Source organism: Mycobacterium sp. NGS68, assembly GCF_059812195.1.
Window position 1 is genome coordinate 1 of sequence record NZ_JCALCE010000028.1, and the last position, 17,630, is coordinate 17,630.

The following is a 17,630-nucleotide window of genomic DNA, read 5'->3' on the forward strand; positions in this document are numbered from 1 at the left end:
AATGAGGGGCTTTTACGTCTGCTCGTCAGATTTGTCACCTGGCGTGCACCGACATGTCAGCGCGCCGATGCCGATTAGCACATCGACTGCGTCACGTTGGTGCCATGAGCATCGCTTCTGTTCTGATAGCCGCCGAAAAACCCGGCGGCCCGGCGACGTCCCCAGTGTCGGGGGCGTCCGACGGGCCGCACTACTCCCTGTTGCTATCGACCGACCCGAGCATGATCGAGGCCGCGCAACGCCTGCGCTACGACGTGTTCAGCGCCACACCCGGATTCACGCTGCCGGGTGACGGCCAGCGCGACGAAGACCGCTTCGACGAGTACTGCGATCACCTGCTGGTCCGCGACGACGACACCGGCGCGCTCGTCGGCTGCTACCGGATGCTGCCCCCGACGGGTGCCATCGCCGCCGGGGGCCTCTACACCGCGACGGAATTCGACGTCAGCGCCTTTGATTCGCTGCGGCCCTCCCTGGTCGAGATGGGTCGCGCCGCGGTGCGCGACGGCCACCGCAACGGCGCCGTGGTGCTGCTCATGTGGGCGGGCATCCTGGCCTACCTGGACCGCTGCGGCTACGACTACGTGACGGGCTGCGTGTCGGTGCCGATCGACGAGGACGGCCCGAGTCCGGGCAGCGCGCTGCGCGGAGTGCGCGACTTCGTGCTGAGCCGGCACGCCGCCCCGCCCGAGTACGGGGTGCGCCCATACCGGCCGGTGCGGGTGCACGGCAGGGACCTGGCCGACATTCCGCCGCCACCACGCCCGTCGGTTCCGCCGCTGATGCGGGGCTATCTGCGGCTGGGCGCGCAGGTCTGCGGCGAGCCCGCACACGACCCGGATTTCGGGGTCGGCGACTTCTGTGTGCTGTTGCGAAAACAGGACGCCGACACCCGGTACCTGAAGCGGCTGCGGTCGGTGTCGGCCGCGTCCGACCTGGCGGCCGGCGCGCGATGAGCGTTCCCGCGGTCACCGGGCATGCCTGGCTGCCCCGCACCTCGTGCGACGTCAGCTGTGTGAGCGAAGTGGCCGCGTCGCGGCGGTCACTGGTGTATCTGCGGGTTGCGCGCCGCATCGTGCTGGCGCTGCTGCTGGCGCCGGGGCTGCCGCTGCTGGCCGTGCCGCTGCCGGGCCGCACCCGCGTACAGCGCGGCTACTGCCGGTTGGTGCTGTTCTGTTTCGGTGTGCGGATCACGGTGTCGGGCAACCCGATTCGCAACCTCCGCGGTGTCCTCGTGGTCAGTGACCACATCTCCTGGCTGGACGCCTTCGCCATCGGCGCGGTGCTGCCCGGCTCCTTCGTCGCCCGGGCCGACATGTTCACCGGGACCGCGACCGGCATCGTGGCCCGGGTGCTGAAGATCATTCCGATCGAGCGGGCCAGCCTGCGCCGGCTGCCCGAGGTGGTCGACGCCGTGGCCCGCCGGCTGCGCGCCGGCCACACCGTGGTGGTCTTCCCCGAAGGCACCACCCGGTGCGGCCATTCCGGTGCGTCCCACCCGGGGTTCGGGCCGTTCTATCCGGCGATGTTCCAGGCCGCCATCGACGCCGGCCGGCCGGTGCAGCCGCTGCGGCTGACGTATCACCACGGCGACGGCACGGTGTCGACCGCGCCGGCCTTCGTCGGCGACGACACCCTGTTGCGGTCGGTGTGCCGCCTGCTCTCGGCGCACCGGACGCTGGCCCGCGTCCGGGTGGCCGCCCTGCAGCTACCGGGCACCGACCGGCGCGCGCTGGCCGGCCGGTGCCATGCCGAGGTGCACGAGGCGCCGCCGCGCCAGGCCGGGCACGCGCTGGTGGCCTGAGCGGGTGTGCGGCTGACGGTCCCATCGGTCACTTCAGCCACGGCGAGGTCGCGGGTGTCTTTTTGCCTGCCTCACTCGACAATTCGGTGTCGCCGTGGGCGCCTGAGTGTGAATCCAGGGCCGTCAGGACTTGGTGCGCCACCACTGATACAGGCTGGCGATGTCCGGACCCTGGATCACGCCCTCCTCCAGCTTGGCCGTGTCCGTCCACGCGACCATCGAGGACGACGAATTGTCGCCCTGCCCGGTTCCGCACTGGACCTGGCCGGCGTTCTTGTCGCCGGAGCCGTAGCCCCACGGCCCGGGCGATTGCTGGTTACCCGGACATGTCGAGGACAACGTCATTTTCACGTGCTGCAACGCCTGGCCCAAGTCATCGGTGTTTGCGTACAGGATGAACACGGCACTCGCGGGCCCGTCAGACTCGGTGCTCTTGTCGCAGCTCACCGTTTCCACCGCATGCGGGGTGGGACTCACCACCTTGCAATTGCTCGAGGAAAAGCCCTGCGGCAGCATCGACATCAGCTTGCTGGGGTCAGCCGAGGCCGTGCCGCCGTTGACGGCCGACCCGAGAAGGGCTGCGGCGCCGAGTGCGGCACCGGCGACCAGCCTGGCGGATTTGGAGAGATCGAACATCACACACGACCCTTCTGGCGCCCGGCGAGGGGTTCCTGACGCTGCTGACGCCGTTTTATAGTGCGGCTAAATAGTGCGATACCGGCGAATCGTACGTCACCAGGTGGATCGGCGATACGGTGCCGGCGAAGGCGGACGGCCGGTCGACCGCTCGCGAGTTCTGGGCCACACGGCCGGCCCGGTATTCTGGGGCCCGTCATGGTCTACCTGGATCACGCCGCGACCACCCCGATGCACCCCGCCGCCATCGAGGCGATGACGGCTGCGCTCGGCACGGTCGGCAACGCGTCGTCGCTGCACACCAGCGGCCGCGCGGCGCGCCGGCGGGTCGAGGAGTCTCGGGAGCTGATAGCGGCCAAACTTGGCGCGCGGCCCTCGGAGGTGCTCTTCACCGCCGGCGGCACCGAGAGCGACAACCTGGCCGTCAAGGGCATCTATTGGGCCCGCCGCGACGCGGAGCCGCGCCACCGCCGCATCATCACCACCGAAGTGGAACACCACGCGGTGCTGGACGCGGTGGCGTGGCTGGTCGAACACGAAGGCGCCCAGGTGACTTGGCTGCCGACCGCTCCGGACGGCTCGGTGTCGGCGGCCGCCCTGCGCGAGGCGCTGGACAGCCACGACGATGTCGCTTTGGTGTCGGTGATGTGGGCCAACAATGAGGTCGGCACCATCCTGCCGGTAGCCGAACTCGCTGCCGTCGCAGCCGAATTCGAGGTTCCGATGCACAGCGATGCCGTGCAGGCCGTGGGGCAGCTGCCGGTCGACTTTCCCGCCAGCGGGCTCTCCGCGATGAGCGTGGCAGCGCACAAGTTCGGCGGACCGCCGGGTGTGGGCGCGTTGCTGTTGCGCCGTGACGTCACCTGTGTGCCGTTGTCCCACGGCGGCGGGCAGGAGCGCGACATCCGTTCGGGCACACCCGATGTCGCGGGTGCCGTCGGGATGGCCGCGGCCGCGCAGATCGCGGTGGACGGGCTGGAGGCCAACAGCGCGCGGCTGCGCACGCTGCGCGACCGCCTCGTGCAGGGTGTGCTGGCCGAGATCGACGACGTCCACCTCAACGGTGCCCGCGACGCCATGCGACTTCCGGGCAACGCGCACTTCACCTTCCGCGGCTGCGAGGGCGACGCGCTGCTGATGTTGCTGGACGCCAACGGAATCGAGTGCTCCACCGGATCGGCCTGCACCGCGGGCGTGCCGCAGCCGTCGCACGTGCTGGTCGCGATGGGCGCGGACCCGGCCAGCGCCCGCGGCTCGCTGCGGCTTTCGTTGGGGCACACCAGCGTCGACGCCGACGTGGACGCGGCGCTGCAGGTGCTGCCGGGGGCGGTCGAGCGTGCCCGCCGGGCCGCCCTGGCCGCCGCGGGGGCGCCTAAGTGAGGGTTCTCGCCGCGATGAGCGGTGGCGTCGACTCGTCGGTCGCCGCCGCCCGCATGGTCGACGCCGGCCACGACGTCGTCGGCGTGCACCTGGCCCTGTCCAGCGCGCCCGGCACGCTGCGCACCGGCTCGCGCGGCTGCTGCTCGAAGGAGGACGCGTCGGACGCCCGCCGGGTCGCCGATGTGCTCGGAATACCGTTCTACGTATGGGATTTCGCGGAGCAGTTCCAGGCGGACGTGATCGACGACTTCGTCGCGTCCTACGCGCAGGGTGAAACCCCCAACCCGTGCGTGCGCTGCAATCAGCGGATCAAGTTCGCCGCCCTGTCCGCGCGGGCGGTGGCGCTGGGCTTCGACACGGTGGCGACCGGCCACTACGCGCGGCTGTCGCAGGGCCGGCTGCGCCGCGCCGTCGACCGTGACAAGGACCAGTCCTACGTGCTCGCGGTGCTGACCGCCGAGCAACTGCGGCACGCCGCCTTCCCCATCGGGGACACGCCCAAGCCGCAGATCAGGGCCGAGGCCGCTCGGCGGGGCCTCGCGGTCGCCGACAAGCCCGACAGTCACGACATCTGCTTCATCCCGTCGGGCAACACCCGCGCCTTTCTGGGCGAGCGCATCGGGGTACGGCGCGGCACTGTCGTCGGCGCCGACGGGGCGGTGCTGGCCGCCCACGACGGCGTGCACGGTTTCACGATCGGGCAGCGCAAGGGCCTGGGCATCGCCGGGCCCGGGCCGGACGGCCGCCCGCGTTACGTCACGGCCATCGATGCCGACACCGCGACCGTGCACGTCGGTGCCGCGGCGGACCTCGACGTGCACGAGTTGGTCGGACGCGCGCCGGTGTTCACCGGGGGAGCCGCGCCGTCGGGTCCCGTCGAGTGCCTGGTCCAGGTCCGGGCCCACGGCGAAACCGCCGGCGCGGTAGCCGAATTGGTCGACGGTGAGCTGACGGTCCGGCTGCGCGTCCCGCTGCGCGGCGTGGCGCGCGGCCAGACGCTGGTGCTGTATCGGCCGGATGCCGACGGCGACGAGGTGCTGGGCAGCGCGACCATCTCCGCCGCCCGGCGCTGAGACCGGCTAGCCGGGTATGTTCGCGGCGATGTTGGTCATGACGATTTCGGATACCGAGGGCGGGAAGCCGCAGTAGGTGACTTCCAGCAACGCCACCGACAGCACCCGGTAGTCGCGGCCGCAGCCGCCCGGCCGCATGTGCAGCGAGTTGCCTTCGGTTTTCCACCTGCCCACATACGGGTGGCCGTCCGGGTTGGCCGCGCAGTCCCGCACCGTGTTGACCAGAGCGTCGAATGCTCGCCGGGCGGTGTCGGGATCGCGGTAGGCGGCGGCGGCCTCCGAGATCAGGGCGCCATCCGGCGGGTCCTGGAAGGTGGTCTTGTGGAACTCCTCGATGTCGGGCCCGAAGGTCGCGGTCTCGGCGTAGATGAACCGGCACTCCCGCGGCGCGGTCCGGGCCAGCTCCTCGATGTCGATCGGCGTCCGCCCGTCCATCGTAGGGATGATCGTCAGATGCTCTCCGGCGCCGGTGATCGCGCCCATGCGGGGCTGTTCCAGCAAGATCTGGTCGACGTTCACGCCGTGCACGCCCCTGGCGGCGGGGCCGAATCCCGACAGCGCGGTGCCGTCGACCACGCGCGTGCACGCCGCCGTCAGTAAAACCGCGCCGCAGAACACCAGCGACCGCGCCAACCCTGACATCTGACACCCTTCTGACCTTCGAACCTACCCAAGCCGGCGGGCCGCAAACACCCCTGCCGAACGGTCGTCGGTGTGAGGTCGAATACGGTTGCCGGGTGAGTGTTTTGGCACAGCTGGCGGTGAGGGCCACGGGCATTGGATCCTGGCCCGGCAGCAGCCCGCGGCAGGCCGCCGAGATCGTCGTCGGCGAGTTGGCCGATGCGCTGGCCCACATCGTCGAGTTGCCTGCCCGGGGAGTGGGCGCGGACATGCTGGGACGGGCCGGAGCGCTGCTGATCGACGTCGCCATCGACACCATGCCGCGCGGATACCGGATTGTCGCGCGGCCCGGCGCGGTGACCCGGCGGGCCGTGAGCTTGCTCGACGAGGACATGGACGCCCTCGAGGAGGCGTGGGAGACGGCCGGGCTGCGCGGCACCGGGCGCGTGGTCAAAGTGCAGGCACCCGGACCGATCACGTTGGCCGCCGGGCTGGAGCTGGCCAACGGCCACCGGGCGATTACCGACCCGGGCGCGGTGCGAGATCTGGCGGCATCGCTGGCCGAAGGCGTTGCGGCACACCGGGCGGCGCTGGCCCGTCGGCTCGAGGCGGACGTGGTGGTGCAGTTCGACGAGCCGTCGCTGCCGGCGGCGCTGGGCGGGCAGCTGACAGGGGTGACGGCGCTGAGTCCTGTTGCCGCGCTCGACGAAGCGGTGGCCGGCGCGCTGCTGGACACCTGCGTCGCGGGCGTCGGCACCGACGTGGTGGTGCACAGCTGCGCGCCCAACCTGCCCTGGGAACTGTTGCAGCGCAGCGAGATCAGTGCGATATCGGTGGACGCCGGGGCGCTGCGCGCCGAGGATCTCGACGGCGTCGCCGCGTTCGTCGACTCGGGCCGCACCGTCCTGCTGGGCGTCGTGCCGACCAGCGCGCCGAACCGGCGGCCGTCGGTGGAGGAGGTGGCCGCCGCCGCGACCGGGGTGGCCGACCGGCTCGGCTTCGGCTGGTCTGTCCTGCGCGACCGCATCGGACTCACCCCGGCGTGCGGGCTGGCGCCGGCCACCCCGCAATGGGCGCGGACCGCGATCGGGCTGGTCCGTAAGGCCGCCGAGGGGCTGGCCGACCACGACGGCTGACAGCCCCTGTCGGCTGCCTCATCCGCCTGTCGCGCCCGAGCGGTTACGCGCGTTCGTCGAGGACGAGTCAGGTGTTAGTGCCGTCCGGGCCTTTGCTGCCGGGGTTGCCGTTAGGGGTAAGTCCTGGACTGTGACCGCCGACGCCGCCGGCCCCGCCGGTGCCGCCGTTCGTGCCGTTGCCGCCCTTGCCGCCGTTGCCGCCGTCGCCGCCGTGACCGACGGACAAAGCGCTGCTGCCGGCGCCTCCGCTGCCGCCGGCACCGCCGGCGCCGCCGGGCTTGCCGTAGCCGACGCCGCCGGCGCCGCCCTGGCCGCCGTGGCCGCCGTTGCCGGCGTCGGTCACGCTGCCGCCGCCGTCGCCACCGGCTCCACCGACGCCGGCGCCACCGCCGGCACCGCCGGTGATGCCGAAGCTGGCACCGTCGCCACCGTTGCCGCCGACACCGCCCTGGCCGCCGTTGCCGCCGGCGGTGACGCCCGCGCTGCCGCCCACGCCACCCGTGCCCGCGTTGCCGCCCGCGCCGCCGTCGCCGCTGTATCCGAAGAGGCCACCGACGCCGCCGGTGCCGCCGGTGCCGCCATTGCCGCCGGTGCCGCCGTTGCCGGCGTTGTGTAGCGAGACGGCGTCGGCGCCGGACCCGGCGCCGCCGGTGCCGCCGAAGCCGCCGCGGCCGCCGGTGCCGCCGGTGCCCGCGTTGCCGCCGCCGTTGCCCGCCGCCCCGCCGATGCCGCCATTGCCGCCATTGCCGCCGGAGCCACCGGGGTAGCCGTTATCGGTCGTGCTTTGGCCGGTGCCGCCGGTGGCGCCGTTGCCGCCTGCGCCGCCCGCGCCGCCGTTGCCGTTGACTCCGGTACCGACAGCCGCGCCGCCGCCGCCGCCTTCGCCGCCCCGCCCGCCGTTGCCGCCGGGTTGCCCAAAACTTTGCGTGCCGGAGGCGGCGCCGCCGCCTCCGCCTGCGCCGCCTGCGCCGCCGGTGCCGCCGTTGCCGTCCGTGCCGCCGGTGCCGCCCTGGCCGCGGGCGCCGCCCGCCCCGCCGTGACCGCCGTTGCCGCCGGTCCCGCCGGTCCCGCCGCCGTCGGCGCCGTTGCGGCCGCTGCCTCCGGCGCCGCCCAGGCCGCCATTGCCGCCGCTGCCGTTGAGTCCGGCTCCGCTCGAGTTGCCGCCGGTACCGCCGGCGCCCCCGTCGCCGCCGTTGCGGCCGCTGCCGGTGGCGCCGGCGCTGCCATAGGCGCCGCCTGCGCCGTTGCCGCCCGCGGCGGCGACGCCCGCGGTGGCGCCGGTGCCGGCGGTGCCCGCCGCTCCGCCGTTGCCCCCACTGCCGCCGTTCTGCCCGCCGCCGCCGTTGTCGAGCCCGCCGTTGCCGCCATGGGCGCCGTTGCCGCCGCGGCCCGCGTTGCCGCCGGTGCCGGTCGCGCCGCCGGCGCCGCCGTTGCCGCCGGCGCCGCCGTTGCCGCCGTTGTGGCCCGCGGTGCCGGGGGCGCCGTTGACGCCGATGGTCCCGTTGCCGCCGTTGCCGCCGTTGCCGCCGGCCGCGCCGCTGCCTGCGGTGGCGCCGGTGCCGGCGGCACCCGCCGCGCCGCCGTTGCCGCCCGCGGCGCCGTTCTGCCCGCCGCCGCCGTTGTCGGGGCCGCCGTTGCCGCCGTTGCCGCCGTTGCCGCCGCGGCCCGCGTTGCCGCCGGTGCCGGTCGCGCCGCCGTTGCCGCCGTCGCCGCCGTGGCCCCCCGCCCCGCCCGCGACGCCGGCAGCGTTCAGTCCGCCGTCGAACCCGACGGATCCGTTGCCACCGGCACCGCCGTTGCCGCCGGCGGCGCCGAGGCCCGCGGTCGCGCCGGAGCCGGGGGTGCCGGCGTTGCCGCCGGCGCCGCCGTTGCCGCCGGCCAGCCCGGTGTTCTGGCCGGAGTCGTTGGTCCCGCCGCCGCCGGCCCCGCCGTTGCCGCCGCGGCCGGCGTTGCCGCCGGTGCCGGTCGGGCCGCCGCTGCCGCCGTCACCGCCCGCCCCGCCGTTGCCGCCGTGGTCGCCGGCGAAGCCGACTGTTTGACTGCCGCCGGCCCCGTTGCCGCCGGCGCCGCCGTTTCCGCCGGTGGCGCCGTGGCCCGCGGTGGTGCCGGTGCCGGCCGTGCCGGCATCGCCGCCGTGACCGCCCTGGCCGCCGGCAGCGGCGGTCTGCCCGCCGACTCCCTGGTCTGCCCCGCCGGCCCCGCCGCCGCCGCCGGCCCCACCGCTGCCGGCGTTGCCGCCGATGCCGGTATCGCTGCGACCGCCGTTGCCGCCGTCACCGCCCTTGCCGCCGGTACCGCCGGGGCCGCCGCCGGCGAGGTTGGGGTCGGTGCCGCCGCCGAAGCCGCCGGCCCCGCCGGCGCCACCGGCGCCGCCGGCCCCGCCACCGACGCCGCCGATGCTGTCGCTGCCGTCACCGCCCCTGCCGCCGAGGCCGCCGGTGCCGCCCCCGCCGGCGTTGCCGTTGGGGCCGCCGCTGCCCGTGCCGCCGGTGCCGCCGGCCCCGCCGGCGCCGCCGCTCTGCCCGCCGGACCCGGTGTCATCCCCGCCGTGGCCGCCGGCCCCGCCGTTGCCGCCGTTGCCGGCGGCTCCGCCCGGGTTGATGCCGCCGGGGGTGCCGGAACCGCCCATACCGCCGGTCCCGCCGGCCCCGCCGGCCGCGTTCAGCCCGCCGGCCCCGCCGGCCCCGCCGTCGCCGCCGTCGCCGCCGTGACCGTTGGCGCCCTGGGCGGGGACGGGGTAGGAGCTGCCGCCCGCCCCGCCGGCGCCGCCCTTGCCGCCGGCGTGGCCGGCCGCCCCCTGAGCGCCGGCGCCACCGGCGCCCCCGGCGCCGCCGTTACCGTCGGTCTGCGCGCCCGCCCCGCCGTTTCCGCCGTTGCCGCCGTTGCCGCCGTTGCCGCCGGGGATGACGGCGTCGCCGCCCTTACCCCCGGCACCGCCGTTCCCGCCGTGGCCCGTGAGAATGCCGCCCAGCCCGCCGGACCCGCCGTTCCCGCCGTTTCCGCCGTTGACGCCGGCCACGCCCGAGCCGCCGTTGCCGCCATTGCCGATGAGGATCCCGCCGTCGGTGCCGTTCTGCCCGGTCCCCGGCGCCCCGTCGGTGCCGTTGCCGATCGCCGGGCGCCCCGTCAGCATCTTGACCGGCGAGAACAGCGCATACTTCTGGGCCTCGCCCACCACATCCAGCAGCTGGGTGGACGCCAGCTCGGTGCCCACATAGCGGACGGCGCCACCCAGCAGGTTCCCCACGAACCCGTCGTGGAACAGCAGCGTGCGCAGGTTGAGCGCTTGAAATTCCGCCGCGTGGCTGCTGAATAGCCGCGTGATGGCCCCCGACACCTCGTCGGCCGCCGCGGGCGCGATCGCTGTCGTCGACGGTGCCGCCGCCGCGGCCGCCGTCCTGATCGCCTCGCCGATGCTGCCCAAGTCAGCCGACGCCGCGGCCAGCACCTCCGGTACGGCGGTCAGATGTGACGACATCGCGGCTCCCCTCACGTCCGGTGATCCACAGATTGTGGGCCCGCCCGAGAGCCCGGGAACTGCGAAATCGGAGTACGACGCTACGCGGGGCCGAGCGGGTACGTGGGCAATTCGGCTGGTTAGGGGGTGTCCGGGCCCTTGGTGCCGTCGTGGCCGTCCGAGCCGGCGATGGAAGCTCCGCTGCCGTGGGTGCCGCCGGCGCCGCCGACGCCGCCAGGCGGCCCGAAGCCACCGGCCCCGCCGTTGCCGCCGTTGCCGCCGTTGCCGCCGGACAGGCCGCCGCCGCCGTTGCCGCCGTGGCCGCCGCCGCCGCCGGCGCCGCCGGGGGCACTGAAACCGCTGCCGCCGTGGCCGCCGAGCCCGCCGTTGCCGCCCGCACCGCCCCGGTCGCCGGGACCGCCGAGGCCGCCGTAACCGCCGCCGCCCCCGACGCCGCCGGCCCCGCCGCCGAGGCCGCCGGTGGCGCCACTCCCGCCCGCGCCGCCGGTGCCGCCGGTGCCGCCGGCGCCGCCGCCGACGCCGATCGAGGAGGTACCGATGTAGCCCGCGCCGCCGCCGCCGCCCGTGCCCGCGAGGCCGCCCTGGCCGCCGTCGCCGCCGATGCCGGTAGCGCCGCCGGAGCCGCCCGCGCCCCCGACGCCGCCGACGCCGCCGGTGCCACCGGCGCCGCTGAAGTGGTGGTAGCCGATGGTCGGGCTGTCCGTGGTCGCCTTGCCGCCGTCGCCGCCTCGGCCGCCGACGCCACCCGTGCCACCCGTGCCGCCGGTGCCCGCACCGCCGGCCCCGTTGCCGGCGGCGCCGCCGACGCCGCCCGCGCCGCCGGTGCCGCCGAGGTAGCCGGGCTTGCCTTGGGCGGGATCGTTCGCGCCCGTCGCGCCGACGCCGCCGGTGCCGCCGGCGCCGCCCTGGCCGCCGTTGCCGTTGGTTCCGTTGGCGCTCGCCGCGCCGCCTGCCCCGCCGACGCCGCCGATACCGCCGGCGCCCGGGTTGTTTCCGGGTCCGGATGCGTTGCCGCCGGCGCCGCCTTGGCCGCCCATGCCGCCGTGCCCCCCGATGCCGCCGACGCCGGTGGCGCCGCCGTCGCCGGCATCGCCGCCGGCACCCCCGGCGCCGCCAGTGAAGCCGACGGTGTTGGGGGCGCCGTTGGCGCCGGCACTGCCGTTGCCGCCGGCCCCGCCGTTGCCGCCGGTTCCGCCGGCGCCCGCGGTGGCGCCGGTGCCCGCGACGCCCGCGGCGCCGCCGGCGCCGCCATTGCCGCCGGCATACCCGACGGCCCCTGAGTTGGCGGCGGCGTTGCCGCCCGCCCCGCCGGCGCCGCCGGATCCGGCCTTGCCGCCGTGGCCGGTGGCGCCGCCGGCGCCGCCGTTGCCGCCGGCCCCACCGGCGCCGCCGTTGTCGCCGACGAAGCCGTTTGTCTGGCTGCCGGCACTGCCGTTGCCGCCGGCGCCCCCGGCCCCGCCGTCCCCGCCGGTGCCGCCGTGGCCGTTGGAACTCGGGTCGAAGCCGGCGCCGGCCGCACCTGCGTCTCCGCCGTCGCCGCCCGCGCCGCCGGCCATGGCGGTGTGGCCGCCGAATCCCGGGTCGGCGCCGCCGCCACCGCCGGCGCCGCCCGCACCGCCGTTGCCGGCGTCGCCGCCTGCGATGACGCCTTTGCCGCCGTTGCCGCCGGTACCGCCGTGGCCACCGGCCCCACCGGGGCCGCCGGACAGGCCGGCCGTGAGGGGAATCCCGCTGCCCCCGGCGCCGCCCGCACCGCCCACCCCGCCGTTACCGCCGGAGGTCGCGCCTTCGGACTCCATGAACCCTTCGCCGCCGGCCCCGCCGTTGCCGCCGTTGCCACCCATGCCGCCGCCGGGGGCGTTTGCGTTGGGGCCGCCGCCGCTGGCCACGCCGCCGTCGCCGCCGGCACCGCCGTTGCCGCCGTTGGCGCCGTCCTGCCCGATGTTGGGCCCGCTATTGCCGCCGACCCCGCCGTTGCCGCCGTCGCCTCCGTTGCCGGCGAGGCCGCCGGGGTTGAAGCCACCCGGGCTGCCGATGCCGCCCCTGCCACCGCCCCCACCGTCCCCGCCGGGGGAACCCTCCACGCCGGCTCCACCGCCCCCGCCGGCCCCGCCGTTGCCGCCGTTGCCGCTGACACCGGTCGCCACCGCCTGGTAGGCGTTGCCGCCGTTTCCGCCGGCCCCGCCGGTGCCGGCCTTACCGAAGTCCGAGGCGGCGCCGGCCCCACCGGCCCCACCGTCACCGCCGTTGCCTTCGGCGTAGCCCGCCCCGCCGTTTCCGCCGTTGCCGCCCTTCCCGCCGGCCCCGCCGGGGCTGGTGGCGTCGCCGCCTTTACCTCCGGTGCCACCGTTTCCGCCGTGCCCGACGAGGCTCCCGCCGGCCCCGCCGTTCCCGCCGTTGCCGCCGGCCCCGCCGTTGACGCCGGCCACCCCCGAGCCGCCGTTGCCGCCGTTGCCCATGAACCACCCGCCGTCGGTGCCGGCCTGCCCGGTGCCCGGCGCCCCGTCGGTGCCGTTGCCGATCGCCGGGCGTCCCGTCAGCGCCTTGACCGGGGAAACCAGCGTCAGTTGCTGGCCCATGTCCACCAAATTGAGCAGCTCGGTGCCCACATAGCTGTTGGCGCTCTGCAGCACGTTCTGCACGAACGCGTTATGAAACAGCAGCGTCTTCAGGTTGAGCGCCTGAAATTCCGCCGCGTGGCTGCTGAATACCTGCGTGATGGCCGTCGACACCTCATCGGCCGCCGCGGCCATGATCGACGTGGTCGGCCGCGCGGCCGCGGCGGCGGCCGTCCTGATCGCTTCGCCGATCCCACCCAAATCCGCCGACACCGCTGCCAGCGTCTCGGGTGCCGCGACCACGTATGACGACATCGTCTGCTCCCATCACCTCAGGTGCTCCGCAGGCCATCAGACAGCGTGGGAACTGCGAAATCGGCCTATGACGCTACGCGCGCCCGGCTCAATGCGTCGGCAAATTGCCTGCTCTTGAAGCGTCCTTTCGGCGGCGACCACAGCCGGAGGTGTCGGAGGCCTTCGATAACCTGCCAGGGTGACTTCGGCTCAACCACTGCCCCCCGGCGTAATGCGCGAGTGGCAGGACCTGGCCGAGGAGGTCCGCGAACACCAGTTCCGGTACTACGTGCGTGACGCGCCGATCATCACCGACGCGGAGTTCGACACGCTGCTGCGCAGGCTGGAGTCGCTGGAGGCCGAGCACCCCGAACTGCGCACGCCGGACTCGCCCACGCAGTTGGTCGGCGGGGCCGGGTTCGCCACCGATTTCGAGTCGGCCGAGCACCTCGAGCGGATGCTCAGCCTGGACAACGCGTTCAGCAGCGACGAGCTCAACGCCTGGGCCGCGCGCATCCACGCCGAGGTGGGGGACGCGGCGCACTTCCTGTGCGAGCTGAAAATCGACGGCGTCGCGCTGTCGCTGGTCTACCGCAACGGCCGCCTGACCCGGGCGGCGACCAGGGGAGACGGCCGCACCGGCGAAGACGTCACGCTGAACGCCCGCACCATCGACGACATCCCCGAACGGCTCACCGCCAGCGACGATTACCCGGTGCCCGACGTGCTCGAGGTTCGTGGCGAGGTGTTCTTCCGCGTCGACGATTTCCAGGCCCTCAACGCGAGCCTGGTCGAGGCGGGCAAGGCGCCGTTCGCCAACCCGCGCAACAGCGCCGCGGGGTCGCTGCGCCAGAAGGACCCGGCCGTCACGGCCCGCCGCAAGCTGCGGATGATCTGCCACGGGCTGGGGCACACCGAGGGTTTTCGGCCGGTCACCCAGCACGACGCATACCTGGCGCTAGGGGCCTGGGGGCTACCGGTTTCCGCGCACACCACCCTGGTGGACGACATCGCCGGCGTGCAGGAGCGCATCGACTACTGGGGCGAGCACCGCCACGAGGTGGACCACGAAATCGACGGCGTGGTCGTCAAGATCGACGAGGTGACGCTGCAGCGCAGGCTGGGTTCCACCTCGCGGGCGCCGCGCTGGGCCATCGCCTACAAGTACCCGCCGGAGGAGGCGCAGACCACGCTGCTGGACATCCGCGTCAACGTCGGCCGGACCGGGCGCGTCACCCCGTTCGCGTTCATGACCCCGGTCAAGGTGGCGGGGTCCACCGTCGCCCAGGCCACGCTGCACAACGGCTCGGAGGTGCGGCGCAAGGGCGTGCTGATTGGCGACACCGTGGTGATCCGCAAGGCCGGCGACGTGATCCCCGAGGTGCTGGGCCCCGTCGTCGACCTGCGCGACGGCTCCGAGCGCGAATTCGCCATGCCCACAACGTGTCCCGAATGTGGCACCACGCTGGCGCCGGAGAAGGAGGGCGATGCCGACATCCGCTGCCCCAACGCCCGGCACTGCCCGGCGCAGTTGCGGGAGCGGGTATTTCACGTCGCCAGCCGCAACGCCCTGGACATCGAGGTGCTGGGCTATGAGGCGGGTGTCGCGCTGCTGCAGGCGGGTGTCATCGCCGACGAGGGCGACCTCTTCGCCCTCGACGAGGAAAGCCTGCTGCGCACCGAGCTGTTCACGACCAAGGCCGGCGAGCTGTCCGCCAACGGCAAGCGACTGCTGGCCAACCTGGGCAAGGCCAAGGCCGCACCGCTGTGGCGGGTGCTGGTGGCGCTGTCGATCCGCCACGTCGGGCCGACGGCCGCGCGGGCGCTGGCCACCGAGTTCGGCGACATCGACGCCATCCGCGACGCGTCCACCGAGCAGCTGGCCGCGGTCGAGGGGGTGGGGGCCACCATCGCGGCCGCGGTCACCGAGTGGTTCACCGTCGACTGGCACCGCGAGATCGTCGACAAGTGGAAGGCCGCCGGGGTGCGCATGGCCGACGAGCGCGACGACAGCATCCCGCGCACGCTGGCCGGGCTGACGATCGTGGTCACCGGCTCGCTGGCGGGGTTCTCGCGCGACGACGCCAAGGAGGCGATCGTGTCGCGGGGCGGCAAGGCCGCCGGTTCGGTGTCGAAGAAGACCTCCTATGTCGTCGCCGGCGACTCGCCGGGGTCCAAGTACGACAAGGCCGTCGAACTCGGCGTGCCCATCCTCGACGAGGACGGGTTCCGCCGCCTCATCGAAGAGGGGCCGCCCGGTATCGAAGCCGCGTCCGAAGGGGGAGAGTAGGCGTATGCCGTTCTATCAATGCGTCGTTCCCGCGGGCTCGCTGGACGCCGACAAGCGTTCCGCCCTGGCCGGGGCCATCACCGAAATTCATTGCAGCGTCACGGGTGCGCCCCGCGGGTTCGTCAACGTCTTGTTCCTCGAGTACCAGCCCGGAACGTACTTCACGGCCGGCAAGCCCAACACCTGTTCGGCGATCAACGGCAGCATCCGCGCCGGCCGCGATCGCGAGACCCGGGCGCGGCTGCTCACCGAGCTGTCCGCGGCGTGGACGTCGATCACCGGCCAGGACGCTCGATCGCTGCTGATCGGTTTGAACGACATCGACCCCACGTCGATCATGGAGGCGGGGCTGATCATGCCCGCCCCGGGCGAGGAGGCGCAGTGGCTCGAGAGCAACGCCGACGCGCTCGGGGAGTTACTCGCGAGCCAGTAGGCCGACAGGCGGGGCCGGCGTGAATCCGTGGCCCACACCCGATCCGGTCGGACCCGGACAAGAGTCGGTCTGGGATTATCCCCGGCCGCCGCGGTTGGAGGAGTTCGCCGGCTCGATAACGGTCGAGTTGGGCGGCCAGATCATCGCGCGGACAACCAGCGCCTGGCGAGTGCTGGAAACCAGTCATCCGCCCACCTATTACCTGCCCCGGGAAGCCTTCCGCGATGGTGTGCTGCGACCGGCATCCGGCACGTCATGGTGTGAATGGAAGGGTCGGGCCAGCTACTACGACCTGGTCGTCCCGGCCGCGACTGCGCCGCGCGCCGCCTGGACCTATCTCGCGCCCACGGCCCGATTCTCGCCGCTCGCAGGCGCCATCGCGGTGATGGCCGCCCAGGTCGACCGCTGCACCGTCAACGGCGAGGGGGTCATCGCTCAACCGGGCGGCTTCTACGGCGGTTGGGTGACCAGCTGGATTGTCGGGCCGTTCAAGGGAATTCCGGGGTCGACGGGGTGGTAGCCGGCGGGGGCGCCCGTCGTCAACGCCCGGTCACCGGGACGGCGATCTCGTTGCGGCGGCGGAACGGCAGCGTCCACGGCGGGTCGTAAAACCATGCCTGTGGGTCACCCGACGGCTCGAATTCGGTATCGTCCAGCGCGCGCCGCAGCTCATCGGTGCGTGCGGCGATCACCTCAGGCTCGTAGCCGCCGGCAAAGCGCAGCACCGCGACGGTCTCACCCGGCACGGCGACCAGTTGCACGTCCGCGTCATCGGGCTCGGGCAGGGTCTCGAGCGTCCACTTGGCGGGCATGAAGAATCGAATCACCCAGGAGCCGTCCTGGCCTGTGGTCTGAGAGACGGGCGCTGTCATGGCGATTCGATCGCCCCTCGTGGTGACGTTCGCGCCCTGGCTGACCGGAGCAGTCATGGCGATCTTCGACTTCTGGTGATTGCCGCCGAAAATGTAGCCGGCCAGCCGGCGGAAGCCCTGGGTGCGGGCGCTGTCCTCGTCACCGGTGACCGTGGTCTGTGCCGCGATGCGAGCCCCGTAGCGCCGGATCTCCACTCCGTTGACGCGCTCGACGATCTCGAAGGGCGGCTCTTCGGTCCCCGCCCGAACACCGACGATGGAGCCGGCCCCCTGCGCCACCTGGGGCACCAACGACGCGATTTTTCTCAACATACTGCTCCCACCTCTGGCCAGGGGACTACGGCTGCAATCGAGTTGGCGGGCAAGCCGTATGGGCCCATAGTGCCACGATTCTCGTGACCGGGGCGCCGCAGCGGACGCCGTGGCCCTATCGTGTGCTCTATGGCCCAGACGGCGACCGACTCCGCGGACGTATCACCGTGGTCACCCCGCGAGGCTGAATTGCTCGCGGTGACTTTGCAGTTGTTGCAGCAACACGGCTATGACCGACTGACGGTGGACGCCGTGGCCAACACCGCCCGTGCCAGCAAGGCCACGGTGTACCGCCGCTGGCAGACCAAGGACGAGCTGGTGCTCGCCGCGTTCATCGAGGGAGTGCGGCAGGCCGCGGTCGCGCCGAACACCGGCACGCTGCGGGGCGACCTGATCAAGCTCGGCGAGATCTGCTGCCTGCAGGGCAACCAGCACGCCAGCACCATCCGCGCGGTGCTCGTCGAGGTGTCGCGCCACCCCGCGCTCAACGACGCCCTGCAGCATCAATTCCTCGATCAGCGAAAAGCGTTGATCAAGCAGGTACTTCGCGAAGCCGTGGACCGGGGTGAGATCACCGCGGACGCGCTCACCGACGATCTGTGGGACCTGCTGCCGGGGTATCTGATCTTCCGCTCCATCCTTCCCGACCGTCCGCCGACCCGTCGGACCGTGCAGCGGTTGGTGGACGATTTCCTCATCCCCGGCCTGACCCGATCCGCCGGGTAACGCGGTGAAAGTGTACG

General features: G+C 73.8%; 14 protein-coding genes. 9 read left to right on the forward strand and 5 right to left on the reverse strand.

What is annotated here, in order from left to right; genetic code table 11:
• The first annotated feature begins 104 nt into the window (after positions 1-104).
• Together AC5Y5V_RS24010 and AC5Y5V_RS24015 are read left to right on the forward strand one after the other, a co-directional pair.
• Entirely contained in the window at positions 105-956 is an 852-nt protein-coding gene (locus AC5Y5V_RS24010) for a GNAT family N-acetyltransferase (RefSeq protein ID WP_499940423.1), read from the forward strand.
• Complete coding sequence (locus AC5Y5V_RS24015; protein ID WP_499940424.1) at positions 953-1,804, forward strand: lysophospholipid acyltransferase family protein; 852 nt, start codon at positions 953-955, stop codon at positions 1,802-1,804. Before AC5Y5V_RS24010 ends, AC5Y5V_RS24015 begins: the two co-directional genes overlap by 4 nt.
• A gap of 123 nt (positions 1,805-1,927) precedes the next feature.
• Here the strand turns inward: AC5Y5V_RS24015 and AC5Y5V_RS24020 are convergent, their stop codons facing one another.
• Positions 1,928-2,440, reverse strand: coding sequence for a hypothetical protein (locus tag AC5Y5V_RS24020; RefSeq protein WP_499940425.1), 513 nt, complete (start codon positions 2,438-2,440; stop codon positions 1,928-1,930).
• Positions 2,441-2,638: 198 nt separating this feature from the next.
• On the opposite strand from AC5Y5V_RS24020, the gene AC5Y5V_RS24025 reads away from it, so the two are divergent.
• Positions 2,639-3,820, forward strand: coding sequence for a cysteine desulfurase family protein (locus AC5Y5V_RS24025; protein WP_499940426.1), 1,182 nt, complete (start codon positions 2,639-2,641; stop codon positions 3,818-3,820).
• Entirely contained in the window at positions 3,817-4,893 is a 1,077-nt protein-coding gene (mnmA, locus tag AC5Y5V_RS24030) for a tRNA 2-thiouridine(34) synthase MnmA (protein ID WP_499940427.1), read from the forward strand. Before AC5Y5V_RS24025 ends, mnmA begins: the two co-directional genes overlap by 4 nt.
• Positions 4,894-4,899: 6 nt before the next feature.
• Here mnmA and AC5Y5V_RS24035 read toward each other — a convergent pair whose 3' ends face one another.
• A complete protein-coding gene (locus tag AC5Y5V_RS24035; protein ID WP_499940428.1) occupies positions 4,900-5,535 on the reverse strand; it encodes a sensor domain-containing protein in 636 nt (211 codons plus the stop codon).
• A 113-nt stretch (positions 5,536-5,648) separates the two neighbouring features.
• On the opposite strand from AC5Y5V_RS24035, the gene AC5Y5V_RS24040 reads away from it, so the two are divergent.
• Positions 5,649-6,650, forward strand: a complete 1,002-nt coding sequence (locus AC5Y5V_RS24040) for a uroporphyrinogen decarboxylase/cobalamine-independent methonine synthase family protein (RefSeq protein ID WP_499940498.1) — start codon at positions 5,649-5,651, stop codon at positions 6,648-6,650.
• 67 nt (positions 6,651-6,717) lie between these two features.
• Here AC5Y5V_RS24040 and AC5Y5V_RS24045 read toward each other — a convergent pair whose 3' ends face one another.
• Together AC5Y5V_RS24045 and AC5Y5V_RS24050 are read right to left on the reverse strand one after the other, a co-directional pair.
• A complete protein-coding gene (locus AC5Y5V_RS24045) occupies positions 6,718-10,128 on the reverse strand; it encodes a PE family protein (protein ID WP_499940429.1) in 3,411 nt (1,136 codons plus the stop codon).
• A 119-nt stretch (positions 10,129-10,247) separates the two neighbouring features.
• Positions 10,248-13,001 (reverse strand): PE family protein, encoded by a 2,754-nt coding sequence (locus AC5Y5V_RS24050; RefSeq protein ID WP_499940430.1) that lies wholly within the window; start codon positions 12,999-13,001, stop codon positions 10,248-10,250.
• Between the two features lie 211 nt (positions 13,002-13,212).
• Between AC5Y5V_RS24050 and ligA the strand changes: the two genes are divergently transcribed.
• The 3 genes from ligA to AC5Y5V_RS24065 are packed head-to-tail and all read left to right on the forward strand — an operon-like array spanning position 13,213 to position 16,223.
• Positions 13,213-15,270 (forward strand): NAD-dependent DNA ligase LigA, encoded by a 2,058-nt coding sequence (gene ligA, locus AC5Y5V_RS24055; protein WP_499940499.1) that lies wholly within the window; start codon positions 13,213-13,215, stop codon positions 15,268-15,270.
• A 4-nt stretch (positions 15,271-15,274) separates the two neighbouring features.
• Entirely contained in the window at positions 15,275-15,703 is a 429-nt protein-coding gene (locus AC5Y5V_RS24060) for a tautomerase family protein (RefSeq protein ID WP_499940431.1), read from the forward strand.
• A 19-nt stretch (positions 15,704-15,722) separates the two neighbouring features.
• Positions 15,723-16,223 (forward strand): DUF427 domain-containing protein, encoded by a 501-nt coding sequence (locus AC5Y5V_RS24065; protein WP_499940432.1) that lies wholly within the window; start codon positions 15,723-15,725, stop codon positions 16,221-16,223.
• 19 nt (positions 16,224-16,242) lie between these two features.
• Here AC5Y5V_RS24065 and AC5Y5V_RS24070 read toward each other — a convergent pair whose 3' ends face one another.
• Positions 16,243-16,887 (reverse strand): SOUL family heme-binding protein, encoded by a 645-nt coding sequence (locus tag AC5Y5V_RS24070; RefSeq protein WP_499940433.1) that lies wholly within the window; start codon positions 16,885-16,887, stop codon positions 16,243-16,245.
• Positions 16,888-17,016: 129 nt separating this feature from the next.
• On the opposite strand from AC5Y5V_RS24070, the gene AC5Y5V_RS24075 reads away from it, so the two are divergent.
• A complete protein-coding gene (locus AC5Y5V_RS24075) occupies positions 17,017-17,613 on the forward strand; it encodes a TetR/AcrR family transcriptional regulator (RefSeq protein ID WP_499940434.1) in 597 nt (198 codons plus the stop codon).
• Positions 17,614-17,630: the final 17 nt, after the last annotated feature.

Bases quoted from the DNA above. Each gene is read 5' to 3' on its own strand.
- AC5Y5V_RS24010 (WP_499940423.1), top strand. From the start codon at position 105: ATGAGCATCGCTTCTGTTCTGATAGCCGCCGAAAAACCCGGCGGCCCG.
- AC5Y5V_RS24015 (WP_499940424.1), top strand. From the start codon at position 953: ATGAGCGTTCCCGCGGTCACCGGGCATGCCTGGCTGCCCCGCACCTCG.
- AC5Y5V_RS24020 (WP_499940425.1), bottom strand. From the start codon at position 2,440: ATGTTCGATCTCTCCAAATCCGCCAGGCTGGTCGCCGGTGCCGCACTC.
- AC5Y5V_RS24025 (WP_499940426.1), top strand. From the start codon at position 2,639: ATGGTCTACCTGGATCACGCCGCGACCACCCCGATGCACCCCGCCGCC.
- AC5Y5V_RS24035 (WP_499940428.1), bottom strand. From the start codon at position 5,535: ATGTCAGGGTTGGCGCGGTCGCTGGTGTTCTGCGGCGCGGTTTTACTG.
- AC5Y5V_RS24045 (WP_499940429.1), bottom strand. From the start codon at position 10,128: ATGTCGTCACATCTGACCGCCGTACCGGAGGTGCTGGCCGCGGCGTCG.
- AC5Y5V_RS24050 (WP_499940430.1), bottom strand. From the start codon at position 13,001: ATGTCGTCATACGTGGTCGCGGCACCCGAGACGCTGGCAGCGGTGTCG.
- ligA (WP_499940499.1), top strand. From the start codon at position 13,213: ATGCGCGAGTGGCAGGACCTGGCCGAGGAGGTCCGCGAACACCAGTTC.
- AC5Y5V_RS24060 (WP_499940431.1), top strand. From the start codon at position 15,275: ATGCCGTTCTATCAATGCGTCGTTCCCGCGGGCTCGCTGGACGCCGAC.
- AC5Y5V_RS24070 (WP_499940433.1), bottom strand. From the start codon at position 16,887: ATGTTGAGAAAAATCGCGTCGTTGGTGCCCCAGGTGGCGCAGGGGGCC.
- AC5Y5V_RS24075 (WP_499940434.1), top strand. From the start codon at position 17,017: ATGGCCCAGACGGCGACCGACTCCGCGGACGTATCACCGTGGTCACCC.